Annotated in this window: 21 protein-coding genes; 1 reads left to right on the top strand and 20 read right to left on the bottom strand. The window is 65.4% G+C overall.

What is annotated here, in order from left to right; genetic code table 11:
- From metG to B2527_RS00400, 8 genes are all read right to left on the bottom strand, one after another.
- A partial coding sequence (gene metG, locus B2527_RS00435) for a methionine--tRNA ligase (RefSeq protein WP_293705411.1) occupies positions 1 to 1,014 on the bottom strand: 1,014 nt, incomplete at its 3' end.
- A gap of 219 nt (positions 1,015 to 1,233) precedes the next feature.
- Positions 1,234 to 1,680: a DUF2147 domain-containing protein gene (locus B2527_RS00430; RefSeq protein ID WP_293705410.1), complete on the bottom strand. Its 447-nt coding sequence runs from the start codon at positions 1,678 to 1,680 to the stop codon at positions 1,234 to 1,236.
- A 509-nt stretch (positions 1,681 to 2,189) separates the two neighbouring features.
- Entirely contained in the window at positions 2,190 to 5,768 is a 3,579-nt protein-coding gene (locus B2527_RS00425; RefSeq protein WP_293705409.1) for an ABC transporter permease/M1 family aminopeptidase, read from the bottom strand.
- 11 nt (positions 5,769 to 5,779) lie between these two features.
- Positions 5,780 to 6,673: an ABC transporter ATP-binding protein gene (locus B2527_RS00420; RefSeq protein WP_293705408.1), complete on the bottom strand. Its 894-nt coding sequence runs from the start codon at positions 6,671 to 6,673 to the stop codon at positions 5,780 to 5,782.
- A gap of 573 nt (positions 6,674 to 7,246) precedes the next feature.
- Positions 7,247 to 7,642, bottom strand: a complete 396-nt coding sequence (locus B2527_RS00415; RefSeq protein WP_293705407.1) for a VOC family protein — start codon at positions 7,640 to 7,642, stop codon at positions 7,247 to 7,249.
- A complete protein-coding gene (locus tag B2527_RS00410) occupies positions 7,639 to 8,709 on the bottom strand; it encodes a serine hydrolase domain-containing protein (protein ID WP_414716945.1) in 1,071 nt (356 codons plus the stop codon). The genes B2527_RS00415 and B2527_RS00410 overlap by 4 nt, the downstream gene beginning before the upstream one ends.
- Before the next feature lie 20 nt (positions 8,710 to 8,729).
- A complete protein-coding gene (locus B2527_RS00405) occupies positions 8,730 to 10,631 on the bottom strand; it encodes a DUF885 domain-containing protein (RefSeq protein WP_293705406.1) in 1,902 nt (633 codons plus the stop codon).
- A gap of 181 nt (positions 10,632 to 10,812) precedes the next feature.
- Positions 10,813 to 11,490 (bottom strand): DUF502 domain-containing protein, encoded by a 678-nt coding sequence (locus B2527_RS00400; RefSeq protein ID WP_293705405.1) that lies wholly within the window; start codon positions 11,488 to 11,490, stop codon positions 10,813 to 10,815.
- A 78-nt stretch (positions 11,491 to 11,568) separates the two neighbouring features.
- Here B2527_RS00400 and B2527_RS00395 point away from each other — a divergent pair, with 78 nt between their 5' ends.
- The gene (locus tag B2527_RS00395; protein WP_293705404.1) at positions 11,569 to 12,888 is read left to right on the top strand and encodes a hypothetical protein; all 1,320 of its coding nucleotides are present in this window, start codon (positions 11,569 to 11,571) and stop codon (positions 12,886 to 12,888) included.
- Positions 12,889 to 12,904: 16 nt separating this feature from the next.
- Here B2527_RS00395 and B2527_RS00390 read toward each other — a convergent pair whose 3' ends face one another.
- The 12 genes from B2527_RS00390 to B2527_RS00335 all read right to left on the bottom strand — a co-directional run bounded on the left by B2527_RS00390 (position 12,905) and on the right by B2527_RS00335 (position 26,594).
- Positions 12,905 to 13,366, bottom strand: coding sequence for a DUF4442 domain-containing protein (locus B2527_RS00390; protein WP_293705403.1), 462 nt, complete (start codon positions 13,364 to 13,366; stop codon positions 12,905 to 12,907).
- 57 nt (positions 13,367 to 13,423) lie between these two features.
- Positions 13,424 to 15,061, bottom strand: coding sequence for a CHASE2 domain-containing protein (locus tag B2527_RS00385; RefSeq protein ID WP_293705402.1), 1,638 nt, complete (start codon positions 15,059 to 15,061; stop codon positions 13,424 to 13,426).
- Entirely contained in the window at positions 15,058 to 16,710 is a 1,653-nt protein-coding gene (locus tag B2527_RS00380) for a FecR domain-containing protein (protein ID WP_293705401.1), read from the bottom strand. Before B2527_RS00380 ends, B2527_RS00385 begins: the two co-directional genes overlap by 4 nt.
- A gap of 164 nt (positions 16,711 to 16,874) precedes the next feature.
- Positions 16,875 to 17,738, bottom strand: coding sequence for a thioredoxin (gene trxA, locus B2527_RS00375; RefSeq protein WP_293705400.1), 864 nt, complete (start codon positions 17,736 to 17,738; stop codon positions 16,875 to 16,877).
- 117 nt (positions 17,739 to 17,855) lie between these two features.
- On the bottom strand, positions 17,856 to 18,581 hold the full coding sequence (locus tag B2527_RS00370; RefSeq protein ID WP_312913584.1) for a DUF2968 domain-containing protein: 726 nt from the start codon (positions 18,579 to 18,581) through the stop codon (positions 17,856 to 17,858).
- Positions 18,582 to 18,721: 140 nt separating this feature from the next.
- Positions 18,722 to 20,884: a TadG family pilus assembly protein gene (locus B2527_RS00365; RefSeq protein WP_293705398.1), complete on the bottom strand. Its 2,163-nt coding sequence runs from the start codon at positions 20,882 to 20,884 to the stop codon at positions 18,722 to 18,724.
- An 8-nt stretch (positions 20,885 to 20,892) separates the two neighbouring features.
- Complete coding sequence (locus B2527_RS00360; RefSeq protein WP_293705397.1) at positions 20,893 to 21,294, bottom strand: DUF3613 domain-containing protein; 402 nt, start codon at positions 21,292 to 21,294, stop codon at positions 20,893 to 20,895.
- Positions 21,291 to 22,127: a tetratricopeptide repeat protein gene (locus tag B2527_RS00355; protein ID WP_293705396.1), complete on the bottom strand. Its 837-nt coding sequence runs from the start codon at positions 22,125 to 22,127 to the stop codon at positions 21,291 to 21,293. Before B2527_RS00355 ends, B2527_RS00360 begins: the two co-directional genes overlap by 4 nt.
- Before the next feature lies 1 nt (position 22,128).
- Positions 22,129 to 23,061 (bottom strand): type II secretion system F family protein, encoded by a 933-nt coding sequence (locus B2527_RS00350; RefSeq protein WP_293705395.1) that lies wholly within the window; start codon positions 23,059 to 23,061, stop codon positions 22,129 to 22,131.
- A gap of 25 nt (positions 23,062 to 23,086) precedes the next feature.
- Complete coding sequence (locus B2527_RS00345; protein ID WP_293705394.1) at positions 23,087 to 23,998, bottom strand: type II secretion system F family protein; 912 nt, start codon at positions 23,996 to 23,998, stop codon at positions 23,087 to 23,089.
- A complete protein-coding gene (locus B2527_RS00340) occupies positions 23,995 to 25,347 on the bottom strand; it encodes a CpaF family protein (protein ID WP_293705393.1) in 1,353 nt (450 codons plus the stop codon). The genes B2527_RS00345 and B2527_RS00340 overlap by 4 nt, the downstream gene beginning before the upstream one ends.
- A gap of 2 nt (positions 25,348 to 25,349) precedes the next feature.
- Positions 25,350 to 26,594, bottom strand: coding sequence for an AAA family ATPase (locus tag B2527_RS00335; protein ID WP_293705392.1), 1,245 nt, complete (start codon positions 26,592 to 26,594; stop codon positions 25,350 to 25,352).
- Between the last annotated feature and the right edge of the window lie 22 nt (positions 26,595 to 26,616).

Below are 26,616 nucleotides of genomic sequence, written 5' to 3'. Positions count from 1 at the left end.
GAAGGTGCCGCGCGACTTGCTCATCTTGGCGCCGTCCACGGTCAGGTAGCCGTTGACGTGCAGCTTGGTCGGCGTGCGCAGGCCGCTGCCCTTCAACACCGCCGGCCAGAACAAGCCGTGGAAGTTGACGATGTCCTTGCCGAGGAAGTGGTGCAGTTCGGTGTTGCTGTCGGCGGCGAGCACGGCGTCGAAGTCCTCGCCGGTCCTGGCACACAGGTTCTTGAAGCTGGACAGGTAACCGATCGGCGCATCCAGCCACACGTAGAAGTACTTGCCCGGTGCGCCGGGGATCTCGAAACCGAAGTAAGGCGCGTCACGCGAGATGTCCCACGCGCGCAGGCCGCCCTCGGCATCCAGCCACTCGGCGAGCTTGGCCTTCACGCCGGGCAGGGCCACGTCGCCGGCCAGCCATTCGCGCAGGAACTCCTGGAAACGGCCGACTTCGAAGAAGTAATGCTCCGAATCACGCATTTCCGGGGTGGCGCCGGACACCACCGACTTCGGTTCGATCAGGTCGGTGGGGCCGTAGGTGGCGCCACAGACTTCGCAGTTGTCGCCGTACTGGTCGGGCGATTTGCAGTTCGGGCAGGTGCCCTTGATGTAGCGGTCGGGCAGGAACATGCCCTTGGCCGGGTCGTAGAACTGCGCCACCGAGCGACGGCTGATATGGCCGGCGGCGTCGAGTTTGGCGTACAGCGCCTCGGTCAGCTCGCGGTTGGTCGCCGAGTTGGTCGAGTCGTAATGGTCGAAATCCACGCCAAAGGCAGCGAAATCGCGCTCATGGCCGGCCTGGATGTTGGCGATGAAGGTTTCCGGGGTTACCCCGGCCTTCTCCGCGGCCAGCATGATCGGCGTGCCGTGGGTGTCATCGGCGCAGACGTACCAGACCTTTTCACCCATCATTCGCCGCGCACGCACCCAGATATCGGCTTGGATGTAACCCACCAGGTGGCCGAGGTGCAGCGGGCCGTTGGCGTAAGGCAGGGCATTGGTGACTAGGGCGTTGCGGGTCATGGCGATGGTTTGCGGCAGGGGACCGGGGATTATCGCATGGCCGGAAAGAAGCGGCCCCGGGAGGCCGGGGCTGCTGATTCCCTTCTCCCTGCGGGAGAAGGTGCCCCGAAGGGGCGGATGAGGGTACGGGCCCCAAGGCGACCTGACGGAACGAATAGCAAGTTTGTGCCTTACCCTCACCCCAACCCCTCTCCCGGTGGGAGAGGGGCTTTGAGCGGCTTACGGGTCGCGCTGCCAGGTCTGGGTGCGGCAGATGAAGGCGATGCAGCCGGACACGTCCAGCTTGCGGCCGTTGTCCACCAGCGCGACCTTGGAGCTGTAGGTCTTGCCCTTGGCCGGGTCCAGGATGGTGCCGTTGGCCCATTTGTTGGTGCCGTCCGGGCGCAGGTTCCAGAGGATGGTCATGCCTTCGATCGGCTTGCCCTTGTTGGCGCCTTCACACTTGTTGCAGACCGGGTGCGGGCCCTGGTCGGACTGCAGTACCTGCAGCACCTTGCCGCTGAGCGTGCCGTTGGCGGCCTGGCTGATCTCGACGATGGACTTCACCCGGCCGGTTTCGTCGTCGATGGTGCGCCAGCGGCCGGCGGGGCTGTCACTGGCGCTGGCGGAGAAGCCGGCGGCCAGCAGCGGCAGGGCCAGCAGCAGGGTCTTGAAAGTCGTACGCATGTGTCCCCTCCCAGGGTGGGTTTGGTCAGCTGCCGGCGGCGCTGTTACGGGCCGAATGTAACCGCATTCGGTCCCGTACGGAATCCGCAGTGCAGCAGATTTTGCAGCCCTGTAGTGCCGAGCCATGCTCGGCAGGGGCTTTCCCGGCAATGCCGCAACAGCTGCCCTCACCCCAGCCCCTCTCCCGCGCGGGAGAGGGGCTTGTAGTGCCGAGCCATGCTCGGCAGGAGCTTTCCCGGCAGTGCCGCAACAGCTGCCCTCACCCCAACCCCTCTCCCGCAGGCGGGAGAGGGGCTTGTAGTGCCGAGCCATGCTCGGCAGGGGCTTTCCCGGCAATGCCGCAACAGCTGCCCTCACCCTAACCCCTCTCCCGCGCGGGAGAGGGGCTTGTAGTGCCGAGCCATGCTCGGCAGGGGGCTTTCCCGGCAATGCCTCAGAAGCTGCCCTCACCCCAACCCCTCTCCCGCGAGCGGGAGAGGGGCTAAAGCCGTGTATCGCTCGCATCTTGCCTACTGCACCGTGACCCGTTTGCGGTTGTCAGCCGATACCCTGTCGATAAGCTTGTTGTACGGGTCGAAACCGGCTTCGTCGGGTTTCTGGTCCACGGTGACGGTGATGCTGGGCGCCGCTACGGTGATGTGGTGGCGCTGCAGGTACAGCACTTTTTCATCGCGTTCCTTGCCGGAAGCCCCCTTGGCGAACACGCCGACTTCGATCCAGTCGTTCAGCGTGCCTGCGGTCTCCTTGCCCATGCCGTCGGCATAACGCTTGTCGGCGTGCAGTTGCAGGGTCACGTCGTAGCGGCCGTCCGCTCGTTTCCTGGCGTTGGCTTCGACCACGCGGTTGTCGTAGAAGCTGATCTTCTCGAACAGGTCGGTGATCAGCCCCTGCTGCTCGGGCTTGGCTTCTGCGCGGATGAACTCCAGCAGTTCGGCCGAGGTGGTGTACGGCGGTTGCTGGAAGGCCTTGGCTTGGATGAAGCGGGACAGGGCGCGGTTCAACGCGTCCTCGCCCATCTCCTCGCGCAGGCGATAGAACACCAGCGAACCCTTCTGGTAATGGATGTACTGCTGGTTCTCCACCCGATACAGCGGCAGTTCTTCGACATCTTCGCCACCGCGGCCAGAAAGATACCTGTCCAGTTCATCCTTCAGGAACTGGCGCATGTGGCCGCGTCCGTATTCCTTCTCCATCACCATCAACGCTGAGTATTGCGACAGCGATTCGGACAGTACGGTGGCGCCCTGCACGTTGGCGCCGATCACCTGGTGCGCCCACCATTGATGTGCCACTTCGTGCGCGGTGACGTAGAACACATAGTCGACATCATCCTTGTCGCGCAGGTCGGCGATGAAACCGATCGACTCCGAGTACGGGATGGTGTTGGCAAAACTCTGTGCGAACGACTGGTAGCCCGGGAACTCGATGATACGCACCTGCTTGTGCTGGTACGGGCTGAAGTTGGCTTCGTAATAGGACAGTGACTTCTGCACGCCTTCGATCATCCGATCCACGTTGTACGGATGCTTGGCGTCGTAATAGATCTCGATCGGGATGTCTTTGTACGTGGCCTTCTTCACTGTCCAGCGTGCCGACAGATAGGCGTAGAAGTTCAGCATCGGCCGATCCATGGCGTAGCTGAAACAGCGGCGGCCATCGCGTTCAAATTCCTTCTGCAGGTAGCCCGGTGCCAAGGCGATCTGGTCCGGTGCGGTGCAGACGGTGCTGCGGAAATCCAGCCAGTCCGAATCGTTGGAGATGTAGGTATTGGCCCGTGCGGCTTCATCCTCCAGCTTGGGCATGCGTGTTGGTTCGCCGAGGTCACGCTTGCGGCGCTCGTTGCGGTCGCTGATCTCCGCGCCGCTGTCATAGCCAAAGGCCGGCAGTACACGGCTGTTGAAGAAGCTGCCGTTGTCGACGATCCGGGTCTGTGCCTGGTCGGAGGTGATGCCGTTGGGATGGATGTCGACGGTGAAGCGGATGTCGCGTTCCTCGCCCGGCGCCATCGGTGCGTCCAGGTGGTAGATGCGGTAGCCCAGCTCCTCATCGTGGGTGGTCAGTTTGGCGCCGCCCATCTCGATGCTGGCCAGGGTCTTGTCATCGCCCATCGTGACATGGATGTCGGGGATGGCGGTCGCATGGGTGTTGCGTACGCGGTAGACGCCGTCGATGCGCACGGACTGGGTTTCCGGGTGCAGGTCGACGTTGTTGTCGATGGCGATGATGCGCGGCTGCGGCAGGTCCTTGTACTTGCGGTAGTCGCGCTCATAGCGGGCCTGGAGGTCGAGCTGCTGGTCCGGTGAGACAAATTCATTGCGGATGTTGGTGCTCCAGTACAGCCAACCGCCGCAGGCGATGAAGGCCAGCGAGGCAGCTGCCAGACCTGCACCCAGTGGGCCGCGCAGGCGCTGTTTTGCCAATCGCAGGCGCTGCCGCCAGCCGGAGTCCACGCCGCGCACCCACAAGGCCGCGCACAGCAGCAGCAATACCAGCAGGAACAGCGTCCAGTAGCCCTGGAAGGCCAGCTGCCCGGTCAGGAAGTGACCGTAACCATTCATGTCCGAATACGGGGCGATCGGCCAGCTGCCGAAGTTGTACAGGTTCTGGGTGTAGTCGAGCATGCCCAGCACCGATTGCCCGATCAGCAACAGGATCAGCAGCGCATAGCCCATGAACTTGTTGTTGCTCAGTACCTGCAGCACCAGCGCCATGCCGCCCATCAGGATGTAGACCACCGAGTCCAGCGCGAGTGTCTTGAAGTACAGCAGCGGCTCGATCTGGGTGTAGCCCTTGCTCAGCTGGATGGCGATGGCGGTAAGCCCGCCGACGGCCTGGAACGCGAACACCACCGCGATCAGGGTGAGGAACTTGCCCAGCAGCGGCACCCAGTTCGGCACCGGCATGGCGTCGCTGATGCCGGCGACGCGCACGCTGCGTTCACGCCACACCAGCTCGCCGGCATAGAACAGCACGATGATAATCAGCAGGAAGCTGAAGCTGCCCTGCAAGGCCTCCAGCATCTGCGAGGTCACCGGCCAGCTGGGCGTGCCGTATACGGTCTGACGGTGGAGGGCGCTGGGAATGAAGTTGGCCATGCCCAACACCAGCAACACCAGGAACGGCGCACTGCGGAACACGCCCAGCGCATCGAACCCGACCTGGCGCAGCAGCTGTCGCCAACCAGTGGCAGCGTTGAAGTCCGGCGTGACCTTGGGGGCAATGACATTGCTACGCTTGCTGTCGATGGTGGCGACGCTGGCCACCTTCCTGCCCCGCTTGCGGCCGGTGCCGCTGCGCTCGGTGCGGAACAGGGCGAACGTCGCGGTGAACAACGCGCCGGTCACCGCCAGCCACAATACGCGGTTCTCCAGCAGGTAACCGGTGAACGCAGGCAGGCCGGTGTTGCGCTCCTCGGCCGACCAGTAGCGCGTTGCATGGCTCATCGCACGCATGCCCAGTGGATCGAGCAGCGAGGCAATGCGCATGTTGTCGATGTCGGCCAGCAGGGCGCGGCTGACGCCGTACAGCACGAAAAACACAATGACGCCGATATAGACCCACAGGATGTTGCGGGTGGTAACCGCCAGCACGGACAGCAGGGCGGTGGTGAACAGCACGTTCGGCAGCACCATGAACGCGAACGACCACAGATAAGGCCGTAGTGATACCGGCCCCAGCCGTGCCGCATCGATCCACGGCATGAACTGGGCGATGAACAACCCGATGCCGATGATCACGTACATCAGCAGGCTGGCCAGCAGCGCTGCGCCAAGCCGCCCAAGCAGGTAGTCGCGGCGCTTGATCGGGCTGGAGAACACCAGCTCGGAAGTGCCCAGTTCGAAGTCGCGCAACAAGGCATTGCTGACGAACAAGGTGACCACCAGCAACCCGATCAGGGTGAAGGAGGTCATGAAGCTGGCGATCACCGACGGTGCATTGCGGTGCACGTTGCCGATGCCACCGCCGATCTGGACAGCGTCGCTGGAGGCGGCACCGAAGGCGAGCAGGGCAAACAGCACCGCAAGCAGCCACAACAAGGGGGAACGCAGCTGCTCGCGCAGCTCGAAGTGCAGGAAGGCGAGGGTCATGGTCGTCTCCGTCAGGCGGCCTGCGCCTGCAGGCGCAGGCGCTGGAAGTAGACGTCCTCCAGGCCCGGTGCTACCGGTTCGAAGCCTGCTTCAGGGGGGGTGTCGGCGAATACGTGGATCACCGGGTGGCCACCCACCAGTCGGGTCGACAGTACGGTGAAACGGCTTTCGTAATCAGGCAGCGCGGCCTTGGCCACCTGCTTGCGCCAGACCTGCGACTGCAATGCATTGATGGCATCTGCAGGGCGCCCGGTCAGCAGCACCTCACCCTTGTTCATGATGGCCATGGTCGGGCACAGGTCGGTGACGTCCTCGACGATGTGCGTGGACAGGATCACCGCCACGTTCTCGCCGATCTCGGCCAACAGGTTGAGGAAACGGTTGCGTTCTTCCGGGTCCAGGCCGGCGGTCGGTTCGTCGACGATCACCAACTGTGGGTTTCCGAGCAGGGCCTGGGCAATACCGAAGCGCTGACGCATGCCACCGGAATAGGTGCCGAGCTTGCGCTTGCGTGCGTCCCACAAATTGACCTGCTGCAGCAGGGCTTCGACCACTTCCTTGCGCTGTTTGCGCGCCGTCAGGCCCTTGAGCACCGCGAAATGGTCGAGCAGGTCGAGTGCGCTGACCTTGGGGTAGACGCCGAAATCCTGCGGCAGGTAGCCGAGTTTGCGGCGCAACGCATCCTTGTCGCGCAGCACGTCGATGCTGGCTCCATCGGCGGTGGCCAAGGTGGCGCTGCCGGAATCGGCCTCCTGCAGGGTGGCCAGGGTGCGCATCAAGGAGGACTTGCCGGCGCCATTGGGACCGAGCAGGCCGAACATGCCGCGGGGAATGTCGAGATCGACATTTTTCAGTGCGTGTACGCCATTGGCGTAGGTTTTCGACAGACCACGGATCTGCAGCATGGGAACCCAACCTCTCCTTGGATGATGACCGCAACCTTCCGCCACGGCCGGGCCGGCGACAATGCGCCGGAAGTCATTAGGACCAGGGACGTGGCCAGGGGCGGAATGTGACTTGTTGCGCCCTCCCTTTGGCCGGAGGCCAAGGGGAGGGTTGGGGAGGGGTAAGTTCTATCGCTTCCGGTGTTGCAGTGGCGTCGCGGCTTACGCCGCTCCGCAATCTGAGGCGCTGATGTGTTGCCGGGAAAGCCCCTGCCGAGCATGGTCCTACGCTCCCTCCCTTGCGCCGTAGGCGTAGGGGAGGGTTGGGGAGGGGTTGGCTCTATCGCTGTTGATCTTGCTTTGGCTTCGCGGCTTACGCCGCTCCCACAATCTGAGACGCGGATGTGTTGCCAGGAAAGCCCCTGCCGAGCATGGTCCTACGCTCCCTCCCTTGCGCCGAAGGCGTAGGGGAGGGTTGGGGAGGGGTTGGCTCCATCGCTTCTGATCTTGCTTTGGCTTCGCGGCTTACGCCGCTCCCACAATCTGAGACGCGGATGTGTTGCCAGGAAAGCCCCTGCCGAGCATGGCTCGGCACTACCGGGTTTGGATCTCGTAGAGTTCCAGCGGCAGGTCGTCGGGGTCGGCGAAGAAGGTGAAGCGGCTGCCGGTGAATTCGTCCACGCGTATCGGCTCGCAGGCCACGCCTTCGCGCTGCAGGTGGGCGACCATCGCGTCCAAGTCGGTTACGCGGAATGCCAGGTGGCGCAGGCCGCAGGCTTCCGGGCGGCTGGGGCGTGCGGGAGGGTTCGGGAAGGAGAACAATTCCAATTGGCTGTCATCGGGCAGGCGCAGGTCCAGCTTCCAGGAGTCACGCGCGTCGCGGTAATTTTCGGCAATGACCGCCAGCCCGAGGATGCGCACGTAGAAGTCGCGCGAGCGCGCGTAATCCGAGGCGATCACCGCCACATGGTGGATGCCGAGCAGCCTCATCGCGCCGCATCCAGCCAGCGGCGGGCGATGTCGATGGCCAGCGGATAGGGTTCGGGCTCGTTGCGGTTGCTCAGCACGATCACCGTCAGCTGTTGTTTGGGATAGCGCACGATCACATTGCGGAAGCCGATGCTCTCGCCGCTATGCCACAGCGCATCGCCGTTGATGCGCCAGCCGAAGCCATAGAACGGCACATCGGGTTCGGTGGTTTTCGTTGCCGGGCTGAAGGCCTGCTTCAGCGACGCGGCCTTCAGCAGGCGCTCGTCGTACAGCGCTGCGTCCCATTTGGCGAGATCGTCGATGGAGGAGTAGATGCCGCCATCGCCGAGCACGGCACTGGTGGTGCTCTGGTCGGTGCGCTGCCAGCGGCCTTCGATCTGGCTGTAGCCATAGGCGCGGTGGGGCACTTCGTCCACGCCATCCTGGTGGGCGAAGGTGTTGGTCATGCCCAGCGGCAGGAAGATGCGCTGGCGCAGGAAGCTGGCGAAATCGCTGCCCGAGGCCTTGCCCACCACCAGTGCCAGCAAAGCATAACCACTGTTGCTGTAACGGTAGTCCGTGCCGGGTGTGAAGTAGCTGCGGTTCTGTTTTTCCAGCAGCGCAAGCACGTCGGCGTCATGGACCTGGCGGGTGTCGGCCGGGTCCATCAGGTCTTCGTAGTCGAGCAGGCCGCTGCTGTGGCTGAGCAGCTGGCGCAGGGTCATCGTGTCGGCCACCGCAGGCAGGCTGGGCAGCCATTTCTTCAGCGGGTCATCGATGCCCAGCTTGCCGTCCTCGACCAGCAGCAGGATGGCCGCGGCGGTGAACTGCTTGCTCACCGAGGCCAGGCGGAAGTTGCTGGCCGGGGTAACCGGGGTGCCGTCCTCCACTACGGCCAGCCCGTAGCCGCGACGGAAGGCGGGCTGGCCATCCTTGAGCACCAGCACCGAGGCGCCGGGCACCTGGCCGTCATAGCGCTGCATCAAGGCGTCCACGCCAGCGTCCGGCGCAGCCGGTGGAGCGGCTGCGGCAATGCTGGAACACGCGAACACGCACATCAGGGCAAGTCGGGATGTCCAGCGCTGCATGGTGGCTCCTTGGCGGGTGGTCAGGCTTTCTTGCTGGCGATCCAACGGTCGACCTTGGCCTCAAGGATGTCCAGCGGCATGGACCCGTCCTTGAGGATTTCGTGATGGAATTCGCGCGGATCGAAGCGTTCGCCGAGCTCCGCCTTGGCCTTGTCGCGCAGCAGGCGGATCTTGATCTCGCCGACGCGGTAGGCCAGCGTCTGCCCGGGCAAGGCCATGAAGCGCTCAACTTCGGCAGCCGCATCGGCAGCCGGGATGTCGGCATTGGCTACCATGTAGTCGATGGCCTGCTGGCGGCTCCAGCCAGCGGCATTGAGGCCGGTGTCGGCCACCAGGCGCACGGTCCGCAACAAGGTCGTCTGCAGGTAGCCCAACTGATCATAGGGGTCGGAATACAGGCCAAGTTCCTGCCCCAGCGATTCGGCATACAGGCCCCAGCCTTCGACGAAGGCCACGTCACCACCCAGGCGACGGAAGCGGGGCAAGGCGGTGAGTTCCTGTTGCGCGCCGAGCTGGTAGTGGTGGCCAGGGATGGCTTCATGCAGATATTGCATGGTCACCGACCAGCGTTTGCGCGAGGGCAGGTCGCCGGTGTTGATGTAGAGCACGCCGGGCTGCTGGCCGTCGGCGCTGCCTGGTTGGTAGCTGGCAGCGCTGGTGGTGGCCGCACGCTCCGGTTCCACCGCCTTGATCTCCAGCTTGGCCTTGGGCTGCTCGTTGAACAGGGTGGGTACCACCGCCTGCACCCGCTGTCCGACGCTGGTGTATTGGGCCAGCAGGGCGTCGGGATCGCGGAAAGTGAACTGGCGGTCGCTGCGCATCGTGGTGAATGCCTTCTGCATCGAGCCACGGATCCTGGCCTGTTTCATCAGCGCGGTGATGCGCGCCTGCAGGTCCTTTACCTCCTGCTCGCCCAGGGCGTGGATCTCGGCGGGGGTGCGGTCAGGGGTGGTGCTGGTGGCCACATTGTGGGCGTACCAGGCCTGGCCATTGGGCAGTGCGCCCATGCCATCGGTGGTGCGTGCGGCAGCCATGTATTCGGTGGCGATGAAGCCGCGCAGCGAGCGGTAGGCCGGAATGATCCGGTACTCGATCATGCGCTTGTATTCGGCGGTCAGGCGGGCCTTGTCCTCTTCGGAGAAATCAGCTGGCAGGTTCCTGATCGGCCCCCAGAACAGGGTTTCCTCGGCGCTGGGCTTGATCACCGCATCCAGCTGCGGCAGCACCTTTTCCATCAACGCGCGAGGTTGCACCACGCCAGCGGCCATGCCCTGGCGCATGTTGGCGATGGCCTGGTCGAACAGGGTAGGGATGCCCAATGAGCGCCTGGACCAGTTCTCGTAATCCTTGACCGTGCGGAACGGCTGCGCACCGGCACCGGAACCGAGCACGGCAATGATGCTGGACAGGTTGTAGTACTGGTTGATCGGCAGCATCCAGGTCGGGTACTGCTCGCCGGCCAGCGATACGCGCGCGTCACGCACGAAGATCTCGTAGCTCAGCAGGTCTTGGCCCTGCAGGCCGGTCGGGCCGACAGCTTCCACCTTGCCCAGCCACTCGACCATGAAGTCATGGGATTGCTGGCGCGAGGCGGCCGACAGGAAATTCGGCAACTGGTCGTTGTAACGGGCATCCCCCTGGAACGTGGCCTGCAGCGGATTGAGCCGCATCGAGGCATCCCAGTATTCGTCGTAGATGCGATTGAGCTTGGCGGGGTTGTCCTGCTTGATCGGCAAGGGCGCCGGCGCCGGCCGGCGCGCGGCCGGGCGGGCTGCAGGGCGTGCGCGGGCCGGAGTGGCGCGGCTCTGCGCGCTGGCGGAGCGTTGGCTCTTCTTCTTGGCAGCATCGGCCGGCGCGGCGGCCGACAGGGTCAGGATCGAGGCAATGGCCAGCGCAAGCAGGCGCAGCGAGCTGTGAGACATCAGGTGTTCCGCAAATACATCAGCGGGGGAGCTTGCCCGATAACGGCGGATACGGCTAGGCGCGGTGGCAGGTGAATGGGGGGGGGCGGCGGGCGGTGCACGCCGGAGTCAGCCGCCAGTTAGACCGCCGCAGCCACGCCAGCAGGCTTGTCCCGGGCCCGCAAGCGGCCGGGACACGGGCTCAACGATCGCCGGCGCGGGTGAACGGCACGGTCTCCGGGGCCACGGCCCCGCCGGAGATGATGAAGCTCATGGCCTGGTCCACGGTCCAGTCGGTGGGGGTGAGCAGCTCCACCGGCACGATCTCCAGGTAACCGGAGGTCGGGTTGGGGGTGGTCGGGACGTAGACCGCCGCCAGCTCGCGGCCGGTGCCCTGTTCGCGGATCACCCGTGTGACCAGACCGATGGATTTCATGTCCCGGTGGGGGAAGTCGATCAGCACCACGCGCTGGGTACTGCCGGGCTTGGTCTGCAGGATGTCCAGCAGCTTCTTGGCGCTGTCATAGATGATGCTGGCCAGGGGAATGCGGCGGATCACCGCACCAAACCAGCGCAGCAGCTGCTGGCCAATCACCCGACGGCTGAGAAAGCCCACCAGCAGGATGACCAGCAAGGTGGCCAGCAGGGCGATGATGTCCTGCATCCACACTGCCTTGACCCAGCCCAGGTAACCGGGAAAGGAGGCGGCGATGCGTTCGGACAGCGGCACCACCAACGGGCTGCTGATGCCCGACAGCAGCACGAACACGAATTTGACGACAACCCAGGTCAACCAGATCGGCAGCAGGGTCAGCAGGCCGGTGAGGAAAAGACGTTGCAGGGAGGGGCGGGGGGTGGGGGAAACGGCTTCGGGCGACATGGGCAAATTGTAGCGGGATGCAGGCGCCGGTTAAGCTGCCATCGTTCAGTTGTGACGGCATGCCGAGGGAACGCTGTGTTGAAGGTGCTGCGATGGATCGTGACAGCCGCCCTGCTGGTGCTGGCGGCAATGGTGCTGTTGTGGCTGGTGTCGCACTGGATGCCGGTGCCCAAGGCGCGACAGCAGGCGTTGGCATTGATGGAGCAGCCACCGCACTTCGAGGGTGCCAACGCCTTTGATGCGATATGGCTGCTGGACTTCGACGACGTGCCGGATTCGGCGCGGGCTGCCCTGATTGCCGAGGACGGGCGGCGGATCGCCGCCGCTGCACGCACGCCGCTGGGCGATGCCGCCGCCGATGGCGGCCTGCTGGAGCAGGTGCCGCGTGCCGCGCTGGGGCGTTACCCCCACGTAGCCGACATGGACGTGATCTGCAGTTGGGGTGGCGGCGAATGCCTGCCGCAGGTGCGCGCCGCACCGGATGCGCTGGCGCAGTCGCTGCAGTCGCAACAGGCGTTGCTGGCGCGTATCGCCGCGCTGTCCCGATACGACCACTATCAAAGCCCTTTTGTCGCCGACGCGCGCGCGCCGCTGCCGCGTTGGACCCTGCTGCAACGGTCGGCTGCCGCCCATGCGCTGGCCCATGTGCAGGGACACAGCGACGCCGCCCTGGCTGGGATCTGCAGCGACACCCGCACCGGCCGGATGTTGATGTCGCGCAGTGATGGCTTGGTGCCGGCGATGCTGGGCGCGGGCATGGTCCGCGGCAATGTCCGCCTGTTGGCTGAAGTGCTGGCCGAGCTACCCTTGGATCAGCCGTTGCCCCCGGCCTGCAATGGCGTGTTCAGCCGACCGGCTGCCGACGCGCTGAGCATGTGTACGGCCATGCGCGGCGAGTTCCAACTGGTCAGCAGTGCCAACCTGGATCAAGAACATCCGCTGGCGTTCCTGGTGTGGGATGCGCGCAAGTTCCGCGCGGCGACAGCCGAGCGCCTGCAGGGGGCTTGCCTGCCAGCCGCAGCGCATGCGTTGGCAGCCGATCAACCCGTGCGCTGGCCAGTTCCGTCGCCGCAGTCGCTGTGGCGGCTGGAGTGTGCTGCCAATGCGGTTGGCTGCATTCTTGGCGATATCGCAGGCCCGGCCTACGTCGCTTATACGACACGGCTGCAGGATGCGGGCGCCAGCCTGCGTGCGGCCGAAGCGCTGCTGTGGCTGCGCGGGTACCAGCAAGGTCCGGCTGCCGACGCGCTGCAGGCGATGCCCGCCGACCTGCGTGGGCAGGCGCGGCCATTGCAGCTGGATGCGCAGGGCCAGCGCCTGCAGGTGGCCCTGTACGGCAGGCCCGGCAGCAACGAATGGTTGAGCTTGCCGTTACCGGCCAGCCGCTTGCCGGACTGAGGCGCCGCAGCAGCAATCAGCCCGGCTTGCGCGCGTCGGGCTTCAGGCGCACATAGACCTGCTTGCGCACCCGCGCCACCACTTCGCCGCTGGCGTCGACTACGTCATTCTGGAACCAGTGCAGGTACTTGTCGCCGTTGGCTGTGGCCGCGCGCACTTCGGCCAGGGTGGCGTCGTCCAGGCGGAACTCGGTCCACACCACGCCGCGCCCGGGCTTGAGGAAGTCGATGCTGCCGGCCTTGTCCCAGACGAAGTAGCGGCTGCCCATGTTGTGCAGCAGGCACAGCATCCAGAACGGATCGGTCATGGCGAACAGGCTGCCACCAAAGTGGGTGCGCACGTAGTTCACGTTCCAGGGACGTTGCCGCAGCTCGACCCGGACGTAGCGGTAGTCGGCGCTGATATCGGTGACGTGGATGCCCGTGAACAGAAAGGGGGGCCACAGGTTGATGCCGAGACGGAACAGGCTGGCTTTCATTGCGGGCACGGCCATACAGGGGATGCGGAGTCTAACATCCGCATGCGTATGGAATCGTCAGCGTGGCCTTGGCAGGGCGACGCGGTAGCCGTCGCGGCCGGCCTCCTTGGCCTGGTAGAGCGCCCCGTCCGCAGCCTCGAACAGGCGCGCCGAGCTGTCCTCGCTGCCCGGCACCGCACTGCACAGGCCGATGGTGACACTGGTGCGGGTGTGTTGGCCCTTGCCGGTGGCGACCTGCAACTGGCGGACCTGGTTGATCAGCGTCTGCGCCAACTGTTCGGCGCCTGCGGGCGGTGTGTCGGGCAGGATCAAGGCAAATTCGTCGCCACCGAAGCGTGCTGCCAGGTCACGCGGGCGCCGCGCAATGCCGTCGATGGTGCGGCCCAGTTGCCTGAGCAGGCGGTCGCCTACCTGATGGCCGAAACTATCGTTGCATTCCTTGAAGTGATCCACGTCGATCAGCATCAGGGTCAACGGCTTGCCATTGCGGCGCGCCGCATCGTTCTCGCGGCGCAGGGTCTCCTCGAAGCGCATGCGGTTGGCCAGGCCGGTCAAGGTGTCGCGGTTGGCCTGGCCGCGCCAATAGCGCATCTGCCACAGCGTCCAGCTCGCCAGCAGGGCGATGAAGCAGGCAATGGCGGCGACCGGCGCGAACCACAGGTCGGCACCATGCAACAGGAGCAGCGCGAGCAGGAACGGTGTGGGAATGGCCAGGGCTGCAAACAGCCAGCGCGAGCGGACATTGGCAGTGATGCCAAGCGCACCCAGCATCACCAACAACGCGGTCAGGCCGGTCTGCAACCAGCGCGGCAAGGGCGTGATGGCGTTGCCCGCCAGCAGCATGGCGGCGACATTGGCCTGGTATTCGCTGCCTGTCATCCACAGCTCCTTGGAGGTGGGCGTAAGCAGGCGCGCGGCGATGCCGCTGGCGGTCATGCCGACAATCAACAGGCGGCCGCGCAGCAGTTGCTCGGGGATGTGGCCGTCCAGCACGTCCACATACGACATCTGTGGAAAGCTGCCGGGCGGCCCCGCATACCGCACGCGCACATAGTTGTCGCGCTGCCACTGGTAGGGCGAAGCGGCCCGGTTGGTGGCGGCTGGCAGCCCGGGGCGTGGCGTTTCGTGCCCGGCCAGCGCCGCGCCCAGTGCCAGCCAATGGGCAGTGCCCATGCCGCCTTTGAGGTAGGCACCACGGGCCACGCCATCGGCATCCACCTCGATATCGGTATGCGCCAGCGTGGCGGCGGCATCGGCGATGGCCGGGATCGGCATCAGCTCTTCGGGGACCGCCTCGTCACTGGCCGCTGCCGCGAGCACAGGCAGGATCACCCGGCCGTTGCGGTCGATGGCGGCGGCCAACGCCTGGTCCTGGCTGGCGTCCTTGCGATCGGGCTCGGGAAACATCAGGTCCAGCGCCACCCGTTGGGCGCCAGCCTGCTGCAGGCGGTCGAGCAGGCGTGCATGGGTACTACGTGGCCAGGGCCATTGGCCCAACTGCTGCAGGCTGCGGTCATCGATGGAGATGATGGCCAGGCGCGGATCCGGGGAATACGCCCAATCGCCGACCATCAGGTCATAGACGGCTTCGTCCGGTTGCCAGAACAGGCGGGTCTGGCTGACCAGGCCTGCCAGCACGGCAAAGACCACGGCGAACAGCAGGCGTCGGCGCCAGCCCAACCGCAGCTGTCTCATAGCGCGAGCAGCAGCAGGGCGCCAGCGCCTGCGCCGTAACACAGGCCGCAGCGCAGTTTGACCTGCTGCGTAGCCGAGAATGCACCGGCATAACCATCGTCATCGATCTGCTGCACGCGTACATGCAAGGTGCCGCCGCGCCAGGGTTGTTTGAGAGTGACCTCGGGTGCGTCCACCTCGCGGTCCAACAGCAACTTCGAAAATGCTGCGTTGCGGGCAATCTGCACCCGGTAGCGCGGGTGGCCGTCGCTGGCCTGCCAGCGCAGGGTCAACATGCGTTTGCCCGGCTGCAGCTGTTGCAGCGAGGGGTCAACCGGAACATCACTGCGTTGCAGCGGCATGCTCTGGCCGTAACGCCCTTGCTGGCCCTGCGCGTCGAGCGAAGCCACACGCCAGTAGTAGCGGCCTTCGGGCAGCGCATCGGTCGTGCGCCAGCGCTGGCCGCTGGTGCGCTGCTCGACCAGCGGGTGCAGGAAGGCCGGATCGGTCGCCACCTGCAGCACGCTGGCGACGGCACCGTCGACCTTGGCCCATTCAAAGCGGGGCTGTGCCTGCTGCACGGTCTGGCCGTGACGCGGCGCTACGGTCAACGGGGCGGGCAGGCCTTCGGGGACTGTGAAGTCGCGTTCGGCATCCAGCCCCTCGCTGCCGTCCGCGGCCACGGCGCGGACCAGCAGGCGCAACTGGCCAGCGGGCAACTGGTCGATGCCCAGCGTGGTTTCGTTGGTCTCACGCGCAAACAACAGCACTTCAGGCGCTGCCGACTGCACGATCTCCACCCGGTAACGGGCGGCGCCGGCAACCGCTTGCCACGCCGCGGACAGCGGCAAGGGTTGCAGGCGCAGCTGCGCATCAAGCAGCTCCGGCGCCGGCAGCAAGGCTTGCAGCGCCGGCGCCGCGGTGCCGGATGATGGGTCCAGGCTGGCTTGGCCTGCGCCGACCAACTGGCGTGTGCTGCGGGTATCGACCTGGACCCGGCCCTCCATCACTTCGGTGGCGGCGATGGCGCCCGCTGCTCCGGCACTGACCCGGAAAACGGTGCCGCGCACGCTGCTGGTCGCGGTGGGGGCGGTGATGATGTAGCGCGAGGCCGGGCCACGTGCAGGCGTTACCCGGCTGCTGCTGCGGCCGCGCTGCAGGCGCAGGCGGGTGTCGACCATGCCGGTGGCGCCGTAGCTGCTCAGCTGGTCGAGCTGCAGCTGGGAGTTCTCGCGCAGCTGCAGGCGCGAGTCGTCGGCAAACGCCAGGGTCACGCTGGCCTCTGCGCCGGTCTGCAGGGTGCTGCCGATCGGCAACAGCATGCCCTGGATTACCGCGCGGCTGCCGTTGTCACTGTCCTGGACCTGCACCCGGCCGCGCACCGCCACTACCCGCGCCGGGGCAGGGGTGACCCGCAACCAGGCAATGGGAAAGCGCAGGCGCTGGCCCGGCGGCAGGCGGTAAGGGTCGGCAACGCGGTTGTGGGCCTGCAACTGCTGCCAGGCCACGTCGGGCTTGAGATAGAGGGCGCCCAGGTCCCAAAGGGTGTCACCGGGGCGGACGCGGTAGTTCCAATCCTGCGCCTGCGCGCCAGGAACAGCGCAGAGCATCACGGCGATGAACAGCCAGCGCAGGGCGGCGGGGGCAAGACGATAGACATGGGCAGTCACGAGCGCGGTGATCCTTGGGCTGCGGGACCCTGACGCCGGTAACCATACCGCTGCATCTCCATCCCCTGGACGGCGTGACCCCGCCACGCCGTGTCCGCCTGCAACAGACGGACATCACATTTTCATCCAGAACGGATGGCGCCTGACTGAATGAGACGCAGGTCTCAGAACAACAGGGAGGACATACGGCGCCGGTAGCGACCCACCAGGTCCTCGTCCTCGATTACCCGGAAGGCATCGATCAGTGCCTTTTTCGGCAGGTTGTCACGGAAGCTGCGGTCGATGCGCAGCATCTCGATGAACTGTTCCAGCGCGGCCTCGTCGTTACCGCCCAGCAGCTGATGGATGCCGTACTGATAGCGCGCTTCCAGGTCATTGCCATCGGCCTGGATGCGGCTGGCCAGGGTGTCGGCAGCCGGTGCACCCTGCAGGGCATTGCCGAAGTCCAGGCGGGCGCGGGCACGGATGGCGCGGTCGTCGGTGGCCAGGTTGGCCGGCAGGGCATCAAGCAGCGGTCCGGCCTCGGCGGTGGCGCCGGTCTTGATCAGGGCCAGGGCCAGGTCCAGCTTCAGTTCGGCCTTGTCCGGCTCAGCGGTGATGGCCTCGCGCAGTGCGGCAACCTCGGCCTGCGGGTCCAGTGGCAAGGCCTCGGCCGGGGTGTCCTCGGTGGGGGGGGGCTCCAACGCGGTGACGCCGTGCTGGGTCAGGAACTCACGCAGCTGGCCCTCCGGCATCGCGCCGGGGAAGCCATCGACGATCTGCCCATCCTTGATCAGGAACACGGTTGGCACCGAGCGGATCTGGAACGCCGCGGCGATCTGCTGCTCCTTGTCCACGTCCACCTTGGCCAACTCGAACGCGCCGTTGTATTCGCCGGCGAGCTTTTCCAGGATCGGGCCAAGTGACTTGCAGGGGCCGCACCAGGTTGCCCAGAAGTCGACCAGCACCGGGGTCTGCAGGGATTTCTGCAGGACTTCGGCTTCGAAGGTTTCGGTGGTGGCCTCGAATACGTGGGGAAGATCGCTCATGGCAGGCTACGTTGCGGACAGGAACTTCCTTTATGGCGACGCTGCCGCCGGTTCTCAACCGCCAAAACACACGGCCCGCCAGAAGGCGGGCCGGGTGGGTAGGGGTTGCCGTTGGCCTCAGGGCTGCGGGGCCGGCACATCCTGCGCTTGTGCCGGCCCTGCATGCGCCGCCGCGGGCGCCACGGATGGGGTGGCCGGCAGCGACAGTTCCGGGTTCACCTGCTGTGCCTGCAGGGCCTTGATCTGCTGGTTGAGGGCTTCGAGCTGGCTGTTGGTGGCGCGCAGGTCGGTGCTCAACGCAACGGCCTGCTGCTTGCGTTCCTGCAGCGCGTTGCTGACCTGCAGCGACTGCTGGCGCTGCTGCTCCACTTCCTGCTGCAGGCCACGCAGGCGGCGTTCATTCATGGCCACCAGCTTTTCGCTGTAGGCCTTGCCGGCCTGCAGGCGGATGGTGTCCAGGTAGACCTGGGCCAACTGCTTGGTCTGCTCGGCAAAGGTGAGGTACAGGGTCTCGGCGTTGTCCACCGACTCGGTGCGGATAACCCGCCAGAACTCCTTCTCGTGGAACAGGGCCACGTAGTAGTTCAGCGAATCGGCATGGAACAGCAGGCTGGCGCCATAGTTGCCGTTGTAGGTGGTACGCAGCTCGGTCAGCGCGTGGGCGTTCATCAGCCGCTGCAGCTCGGCAACGGTATTGCCGACGGTGGTGTCCTCGCTGTTGGCGGGGGCGGCAGGTGGCTCGGCTTCGCCGCGCTGCCAGCGCCCGGCCATCGCCTGCGGTGCGGCCAACAGGCCGGTGACAACCAGCACGGCCCAGCACAGCCGGGTTGAAAGCGTCTGCATACGTCTCATGGTCCTCGTAATTCCCCCGAATTGCGATGGCCGTCGCAATTCATGAATGCGCACGGGTCGGCCGCGAGCATAGCACGCGATCTGCGCCGCACAGCGTTGTCTGACGGGCGTTTTGCCGGTTTCCATCGTTACTACTCCACCAACTGGCTGCGGCCGCACTGGATCGACTGCATGTGCACGTCGGTACGCCCCAGCTGCAGCCCCAGAACCTCCGACAAGGTAACGGAGAGCAGTTTGCCGATGCCGTCGAGGACAGGTTGCAGGACGCCGTCCACCACCGGCTTGAGCAGGATGCACAGCACGCTGGAACAGGTCCCGGTTGCGGTCGTTGGATCGTAGCCGGTGTTGCCGGAGAAGCCATCCTGCTTGGTCTGCAGGTATTTGGTCAGCGAGTTGCGCACGCACTCGTTGAAGGCCAATCCCTTCACTATGCCGCTGCAGGAGGTGATCCCAAGGATGTCGAACAATCCCCCCAGCAGGTTGGGCTTGGACAGGGTCGTCTCATTGAGGAATCCCTGCCAGACATCCCCGTCCTTGTTCTGCGGGATGCATATCAGGATATTTCCCTCGCAGACGGGGATTTTCGTGGTCCATGAACCCAACGGCGGGAGGTCGATGTTCCGATGCGGGTCCTTGTAACCGGCACGCAGTGCGTCCACCACCTTTGCCGGGTCGTAGATGCCGTTGACCTTGGTGGCATCCAGGTACTGGATCGCAAGGTTCCTGGCGACATCATTGTTGCTGCCTGCCGGCTTGAACAGGGACTGCAGGACATTGAACAGCGCGTTCGTCAAATTGGAGACCAGCGTACCCAGCGCCGCTTCATTGGGCTTCACCGTTCCGACCTGCCCTGCGGACAGGGTGAGCGTATCGCGTGTGGAAAGACCGCGCAGCGGAATCTTCTGGGTAAGCACGTTGTTGTTGAACAGGGTGATGAGTTGCTCTTCCTGCAGTCTGGTACTGCATAGTTCGGCGGTGGAATCCCAGGCCGTGCTCGCCTTGCCGATGCAGACATTGGCGATCGAACTGTCCACGCTCACCGTCGCGGTAGCAGGCTGCGCGCTGCAGTTGATCGCGGTGAGAGTGCCGTAGCCGTCGATGACGTCGATATAGGTTGGCAGCCTGATGCGGGTCCCCAGGCTGTCCAGCAGGGAGCCCAGGTGCAGTCCAAGTACGTTGAGATTGTTGGTGTCGATATCCAGAAACACGCGTACCTGACTGTTGTAGGCAGTGGTGCCGACGGGGCCGATGCCCAGCGATGCTGGCTCTACGATGCTGGCCTTTGCTTTCAGAAGCCCGAGCAGGTCCAGCCGGGGAATAGCGACAGCGTGGCTGGCATTGGCGATGGAAATGCCGGTGCCCAGGACCTCCAGTGCATTGAGATCAACGTCAAGGGCGCCCGCGGCGGCTTCACTGCCACCGGCAATCTGTGCGAACAGACCACTGCTGGTAGCAGTGGAGCCCAACTGCACAAGCACTTTGTCCAGTCCGACCCGGGCCAGCTCATTCTGCAGGACGCCCAATCTGAGCCCTGCCACTTCCTGTCGTGCACCGAGGTCGGCCATGATGTCGAGCAGCCTGGCTACGGAGACTTGCTTGGCTGCCAACAGATTGTTGAGCTCGCCCACGCTGATGTCGGTAGCAACAGGGATGCCGAGCGCATCAAGCAACCCACGCGGGGTGATCTTGACCTGGGCAAGGCCCTGGTAGCTGGCTACCTGGGTCTGGTTGAGATCGATGCCGACCAGCCGCAGCAGGCCCTGCAACGGGGCGTTGTTGTTGATGTTGAGCAGCCGCGACCCGACGCTGAAGGCCGCCTGCGGCGCGGTGCGGCGGGCAACGGCGGTAGCGCTGATGCGTGGCATGTCGCCGATCTGGCCGAAGAACGGCAGCGAATCACGCGAGGCGGTCACCTGCACGGCGTTCAGTGGCCGCCCGCTGTTGACGCTGGTGAAGCGTGCGCCGCTGGGGAGTTCGCTGCCCCAGTAGCCGCAGCTGATTGCCAACTGCCCCTGGAAACTGTTGTCGGTGGTGGCGTTGCGGCGGGCAGCCAGGTTGTCCTTGTAGTCGGTGGTGCAGAGTTCCAACCGTTGTGCACCGGCAAGCGCAGCCAGGTCGGCGGTTTTCTGCACATCGCGCTTGCTCCAGTACAGGTAGCCAATCTCCACCAGCCCCAGCACCACCACCAGCCCCAACAACACCAGCATCATGGTCACGGCTGCACTGCCTTGCGGGCGTGACGGCAGTGTTGCCGGGCCGTGCCGTGCAGTGAGGACGTCGGGCGAATGCTTCATGGCGCACCTCAGCGGCTGCTGCCGCCTTGCTGGGAGTCGGGAAGTGCGGCTTCGAAGAACTCGGGGATGGGATGGTCGAAGCTGCCCAGGTAGCGTTGATAGCTGCGGCTGGCAGCTTCGCCGAGCATCGGCAATGCCGCGCCCGCCTGGCTGCCATCGGCCTGCAGTCGCAGCAGTGCGCGGGTGGTGTCGCCGATTTCAGAACGCGCGCTGGCGTCATGGCTGGGTGCCGGATACGAGGGCGCCGGCGCGAACCCTGGCGAGGGTGCAGCCGTGGTCTGCGCCACCGGTGCGGCCGGGCCGGAGCCATCGGCCATGCGCTCGATCAGCGGCGCATGCTGGGCCTGTGCAGCTGCGCAGGCCAGCAGTGCAGCCAACAGCACGACGGTGTAGGGCAGTAGCTTGTTCATTGCACGATCTCCTGCGGCTTGGCGGGTGGTGGGCTGAAGCGCTCCAGCATCGAGCCCGGTGGTAGCGGACGCAGGGCGGTTGCGGTGTCGGTTGCTTCGTGTGCTGCCAGCGCGCCGGCAGTGGGCGGGGCGCTGGCAGCGGCCGCCGCAGTGGCGACCGTGGGACGGCGTAGCGATTGCGCCAGCCGATAGATTTCAAGGCGGGTGGCCTGCGGCAGGCCGGCGCGCTCGATCATGCCCTCGGCCACGCCGGGCTGGCCGGACAGCAATGCCCACAACGCAAGGTTGGAAATGGCGCGCGCATTGTCCGGGGCCAGCTCGGCGGCTTTGGCCAGTGGTGCACGTGCCTCCGGCAATTGCCCTGCCTGCAACAGGGCAAAGCCAAGGTCACCCAGGTACACGGTGTTGAGCGGATCGGCCCGTACCGCGTTTTGCAGGGCCTGTCGCGCGCCCTCCATGTCCTTGCTGCTCGCTGCGACCAGTCCCAGGCCGTGCCAGGCGGGGCCTGCCTGCCCACCCTTGAGCAGGCCACGATAGACACTGGCCGCGCCGTTGCCGTCACCGGTCTCGCGCAGGGCATCGGCCAGCAGGATGCGCAGCTCGGGGCTGTCGCCAAAACGCTGGCGGAAGGCATCGATGTGCGCCAGCGAGGCGAAGTAGGCGCCCTGTGCCTGCATCTGCCGCAGCAGGTCCAGGTACATGCCGCGATCATCCTGCGGCGTTTCGGCAAGGCTGGGTTCCACCGGGGGCTGCTTGTAGGCGATGTTCTTGCCGCAGGCAGCCAGCAGCAGCACGCTCAGCGGAATCAGCAGCAGACGGGCGGCATTGCGCATCTCACATCCCCTTCAAGGCGTTGGACAGCGAGATGATCGCCGGACCGGCCAATACCAGCATCAGTGCGGGCAGCAGTGTCAGCATCATCACCACGGTCATCTTGACCGAGAGCTTCCCGACCTTCTCCTTCATCTTCATCCTCCGTTGTTCCCGCAAGCGCATGCCAAACTGCTTGAGCGGTTCCTGCACCGCGCCACCATGCTGGTGCACCTGCAGGACCATCTGTACCAGGCTGCGCAGGTCATCGTTGTCGAAGGACTCGGACAGCCGTCGCAAGGATTGCGCGCGGCTGCGGCCGCGGCTGTAGTTGGCGTTGGCCACCTGCAGCTCCCTGCCCAGTACCGGCACTGCCACATGCAGTTTGTCGCCGATCATCTGCAGGCTCTGGTCGATGCTGAAACCCACGCCCTGCAACAGGCGCAGCAGGTCGATCAGCAGGGGCAGCTCATCGTCCACTTTCTTGCGCAGGCGGCCTGCCCAGCTGCGCAACACCAGTTTGGGCAGCAGCACGCCCAGCGCAAACCCAACCATCAGCACCAGGAAGAACTTGCCGCCCTGTGGGCGCAGCAACAGCAGGCCGAGCAGCGGCAGCACCATGGCCAACAGTAGTCGCAGGGCGAGGAACGCAGCGGTGCCGGCGCTGTGGTTCCAGCCCACCTGCTCCAGCAGCAGTTTGTCCTCGGGGGCCAGCAGCGCTTTCTGGACGCGGCTGCCGTCGAACTGCTGGCCGATGGCGCTAAGGTCCGCCAACCGGCGTTGCCACCAACTGCCTTTGGGGGTGTTGTCCGGTGTGGTGTGGTGGGTGGCATCCAGCGCGCTCTGCAGTGCGCTGCTGGCCTGTTGGTTACGGCGGCCGTGGTACAGCAGGCCGCCGCCTGCCAGCAGCAGGGCCACCATCACCAGCAGCAGTGCGATGATGAGCAGGGGATTCATGGCCGGCTCCAGGGCGGGGGAGGAGTCATAGCGATTTGGCCAGGCGATAGAGCAGGAAGCCGCCACCCAGCTCCATCAGTGCCGCCACCAGCAGGATCTTCTTGCCGAGCGGGTCATGGAACATGGGTTGGAAAAAGTCCGGGCTGGCCAGTGCCATGAACAAGCCGGCGACGATGGGCAGCAGTCCCAGCACCCAGGCGGACATGCGCGTCTCGGAGGTGGTCGCCTGCAGCTCGCGCTGCACTTCCTCCAGGTCGCGCATGAAATCGCTCATGCGTTGCAGGATCTGGTCGCTGCGCCCGCCAATGCGGATGCTGGTGCCCAGGATCACGGCGAGCATTTCCAGCGGCCTCAGGTGGTAGGACTGGGCTGCATGCTGCAGGGCGCGGTCCAGATCCATGCCGGCGCGGGTATAGGTCAGGGCGTTGTCCAGGATAGGCCGAAGTGGCGGCTCCACGTTCTGGGTGGCGCTCTGGAAGGCCATCGACAGACTGTTGCCGATGCCGGCCATGCGCACCATGTTTTCGAGGAAGTCCGGCATCTGCGCGACCAGCCGCTGCTGCATTTTCTCCATGCGCCGGTACAACCACAGGCCAATGCCGAGGAAGTACAGCAGCAGCACGAACAGCCCGAAACCGGCCACGCCAAGCCGCAGCCCGGCACCGACCCCGGCAATGATGCCCGGCACCACCAGCAGCACCACGGTGCGCGCCGACGGTGTCAGCCCCGCGCGCCGCAACAGGTCCTGCCAACGTTTGCTCGGCGGGCGCTGGTTGCGCAGCTCGTCGGCGCTGACGCGCGTTTCCGGTTGGGTCAAGCGGGTGGCCGCATGGTCAGCGGCGGCACGCTGTTGCAAGCGCGTGGCCAAGCCCCACCACAGCGCCATCGCAGCGGCGACCAGTAACAGCGCGGTGCTACCGAGCAGCAAAGGCGTCATGCAAAGCCCCCCAGATTGGCCTCACGCAGTTCCTGCCGGAAGGGTTCGAGCTTGTGGCAATGCGGATGGAAGCCAAGCCCGACCCAGCGGTCGCGCTCGCGGCTGTCCGGGTCCACCCAGCCTTCATGCTTGAACAGCTCCTGGCTGGTGATGATGTTGTCGCTGACCCCGGTGATTTCGGTGATGGACAGGATCACCCGGCGGCCGTTGCCCAGGCGCGAGATCTGCACGATGAAGTCGATGGCACTGGCAATCTGCCGGCGCAGGCTGTCCTCGCTGCCCTGGAAGCCGGCAAACCCGGCCAGCATCTCCAGCCGGTACAGGCAGTCGCGGGCATTGTTGGCATGCACGGTGGCCATCGAACCGTCATGGCCGGTGTTCATCGCCTGCAGCATTTCCAGTACTTCGGCGCCACGCACCTCGCCAACCACAATGCGGTCCGGGCGCATGCGCAGGCTGTTGCGCACCAGATCGCGGATGCTGACCGCTCCGGCACCGTCAAAGCCGCCCATGCGGCTTTCCAGGCGCACCACGTGCGGGTGGTTCAAGGCCAGCTCGGCGGTGTCCTCGACCGTGATGACACGTTCATTGTGCGGGATGAAGGTGGCCAGGGCGTTGAGCAGCGAGGTCTTGCCGGAACTGGTGCCGCCGGAAATGAGGATGTTGCAGCGGCCCCGCACCATGGCATTGAGCAGGGCGTACATGGGCTTGTCGAAGGCGCCGCGGCCCATCAGTTCATCGGGGGTGAACGGATCCTTGCGGAACTTGCGGATGGACACCATCGGGCCGTCCACGGCCAGTGGCGAGATGATTGCATTCAAGCGCCCGCCGTTGGGCAGGCGCGCGTCGACCATCGGGTTGGAGTCGTCCAGCCGCCGGCCCAGCGGGGCAATGATCCGGCGCAGGATGCGCAGCAGGTGGCGGTCGTCGCTGAAACGCTGGGTCGCCCGGCGCAGGATGCCGCCGCTGGACACATGCACATCCTTGTACCCGTTGATCAGGATGTCTTCGATCTCGGCATCGTGCAGCAGGTCATCGAGCGGGCCGAAGCCGGTGAGTTCCTTCTGCAGGGCATTGGCGACCGATTCCATCTCCTGCGCGTTGACCGGGATCTTCCATTCCTTGACGAACGCCGCGGTCTGCGCCTGCACATACTTGCCGATGGTTTCCGGTGACCACGAGTCGATGTCGACGCGCTGGTCCTCGACATGGTTGAGCAGGTATTCGTGCGCGGCCGACAGCACACTCTGGAACTGTTCGGTCTGCTCGAACGGCGTGTTCGGCGCAGGTTCCTGTGCCAATGCCGCTGCGGCCAGGCGGGGTGACAAGGGCGTGACTTTGTCTTCCATCGTTATTTACCCAGCAGGTTGGCAAGGCGCGCGAGCGGCGACACCGGGGCGGGGGGAGTGGGGCGACGTCGATCCACACGCTGCAGCAGCGGCAGCAATGCCCGCACATAGGGGTCGCGCGGTGCGGCATCAGTCAGCAGCCGGCCAAGCCCGGCGTTGGAGCGTAGCACCCGCGCGCGGTCGGGCAGGGTGGCCAGCAACGGCAGCTGGAAGCGTTGTGCGATCTGCACGTCAGCCAGGCCGCCGTTCGGGTCGTAGCGGTTGACGATCAACTGCAGGCGCTCATCGCGCAGGCCGCGCTGCTCCAGTTCACGCATGGTCTGGTCCAGCGATACCAGCGAACCGATGGCCTGATCGGTGACCAACCAGACCTCGGCGGCGTTCTGCAGCAGTGAGGTCGGCATCAACTGGATCGGTAATCCACCGCTGTCGCAGAACGTGAGGGCGAACACACCGCGCAGTCGCTCAAGCAAGGCATGGGGTTCGTGCTTCTTGAGCAGGGTTCCGCTGTTGTTGCCCAGCAGCGCCAGACCGCTGGGGTGGTGGGCAAACGCGGTGGCGGCGAAGGTGCGGTCCAGGCGTTCGACATTGCGCAAGGCCTCGTCGTAGCTGAACTGGCTTTCCACACCCAGGTAGAGCGCAGCGTCGGCCGAGGGTTGGCCAAGGTCGAGCAGCAGCAACAAGCTCTGCATCTGGCTGCGGTCGAGCTCTGCGGACTGCTGTTCGGCCAGCGACACGCCCAGGTGCGTGGCCAGGGTGCTGGTGCCGACGCCGGGGCGTACGCCCAGCAGCACGATCAGGCGACCCAGCGATACCGGCGCGGCAGCGGCGGCGGGGGCGGCACGCGGCAAGGCCGGGGCGTTGGCACGTTCGAACACCTCCAGCATCTGCGGCGCGTTGTTGTCGATGTCGATGAAATCGCGCACGCCGGCCCGCATCGCCGCCAATAGATGGTTGGCTTGTTCCGGACCGGAGGTGCCGATGCCGACGACCGGCATGGCGGCCTGCAGTGCAGACAGTTGGCGGGCGATATCGGTGGAGTAACTGGCATTGCCGCCGCAGTAGTCCAGCAGCACGATGGCGTTGCTGCCGGCCAGTTCCAGCAGCTGCCGCGCGCTGGTTTCGCGTGCGTCCACCCAGCGCAGGTTGGCCTGCGCGGACAGCACGCTACCCAGCCGCGCCATATGCCGGTTGTCCGGCGAATACAGCAGCAGTTGCAGCTCACTGGCGCTTTGGTTCAGGGGCAACGGCATCACCGGGGGCATGGGA

Origin of the sequence: Stenotrophomonas sp. UBA7606, assembly GCF_002477705.1 — a bacterium.
Classification (GTDB): domain Bacteria; phylum Pseudomonadota; class Gammaproteobacteria; order Xanthomonadales; family Xanthomonadaceae; genus Stenotrophomonas.
The sequence above is the reverse complement of the archived record's forward strand: the minus strand, read 5'-3'. Positions and strand labels throughout refer to the sequence as shown.

What these genes read in the sequence shown, in the direction of transcription:
- B2527_RS00340 (WP_293705393.1), bottom strand. Translation starts at nt 25,347, where the DNA reads ATGGAAGACAAAGTCACGCCCTTGTCACCCCGCCTGGCCGCAGCGGCA.
- B2527_RS00365 (WP_293705398.1), bottom strand. Translation starts at nt 20,884, where the DNA reads ATGAAGCATTCGCCCGACGTCCTCACTGCACGGCACGGCCCGGCAACA.
- B2527_RS00425 (WP_293705409.1), bottom strand. Translation starts at nt 5,768, where the DNA reads ATGACCCTCGCCTTCCTGCACTTCGAGCTGCGCGAGCAGCTGCGTTCC.
- B2527_RS00350 (WP_293705395.1), bottom strand. Translation starts at nt 23,061, where the DNA reads ATGAATCCCCTGCTCATCATCGCACTGCTGCTGGTGATGGTGGCCCTG.
- B2527_RS00360 (WP_293705397.1), bottom strand. Translation starts at nt 21,294, where the DNA reads ATGAACAAGCTACTGCCCTACACCGTCGTGCTGTTGGCTGCACTGCTG.
- B2527_RS00415 (WP_293705407.1), bottom strand. Translation starts at nt 7,642, where the DNA reads ATGAGGCTGCTCGGCATCCACCATGTGGCGGTGATCGCCTCGGATTAC.
- B2527_RS00355 (WP_293705396.1), bottom strand. Translation starts at nt 22,127, where the DNA reads ATGCGCAATGCCGCCCGTCTGCTGCTGATTCCGCTGAGCGTGCTGCTG.
- B2527_RS00430 (WP_293705410.1), bottom strand. Translation starts at nt 1,680, where the DNA reads ATGCGTACGACTTTCAAGACCCTGCTGCTGGCCCTGCCGCTGCTGGCC.
- B2527_RS00345 (WP_293705394.1), bottom strand. Translation starts at nt 23,998, where the DNA reads ATGACGCCTTTGCTGCTCGGTAGCACCGCGCTGTTACTGGTCGCCGCT.
- trxA (WP_293705400.1), bottom strand. Translation starts at nt 17,738, where the DNA reads ATGAGCGATCTTCCCCACGTATTCGAGGCCACCACCGAAACCTTCGAA.
- B2527_RS00410 (WP_414716945.1), bottom strand. Translation starts at nt 8,709, where the DNA reads ATGCAGCGCTGGACATCCCGACTTGCCCTGATGTGCGTGTTCGCGTGT.
- B2527_RS00400 (WP_293705405.1), bottom strand. Translation starts at nt 11,490, where the DNA reads ATGTCGCCCGAAGCCGTTTCCCCCACCCCCCGCCCCTCCCTGCAACGT.
- B2527_RS00405 (WP_293705406.1), bottom strand. Translation starts at nt 10,631, where the DNA reads ATGTCTCACAGCTCGCTGCGCCTGCTTGCGCTGGCCATTGCCTCGATC.
- B2527_RS00420 (WP_293705408.1), bottom strand. Translation starts at nt 6,673, where the DNA reads ATGCTGCAGATCCGTGGTCTGTCGAAAACCTACGCCAATGGCGTACAC.
- B2527_RS00385 (WP_293705402.1), bottom strand. Translation starts at nt 15,061, where the DNA reads ATGAGACAGCTGCGGTTGGGCTGGCGCCGACGCCTGCTGTTCGCCGTG.
- B2527_RS00390 (WP_293705403.1), bottom strand. Translation starts at nt 13,366, where the DNA reads ATGAAAGCCAGCCTGTTCCGTCTCGGCATCAACCTGTGGCCCCCCTTT.
- B2527_RS00370 (WP_312913584.1), bottom strand. Translation starts at nt 18,581, where the DNA reads ATGCAGACGCTTTCAACCCGGCTGTGCTGGGCCGTGCTGGTTGTCACC.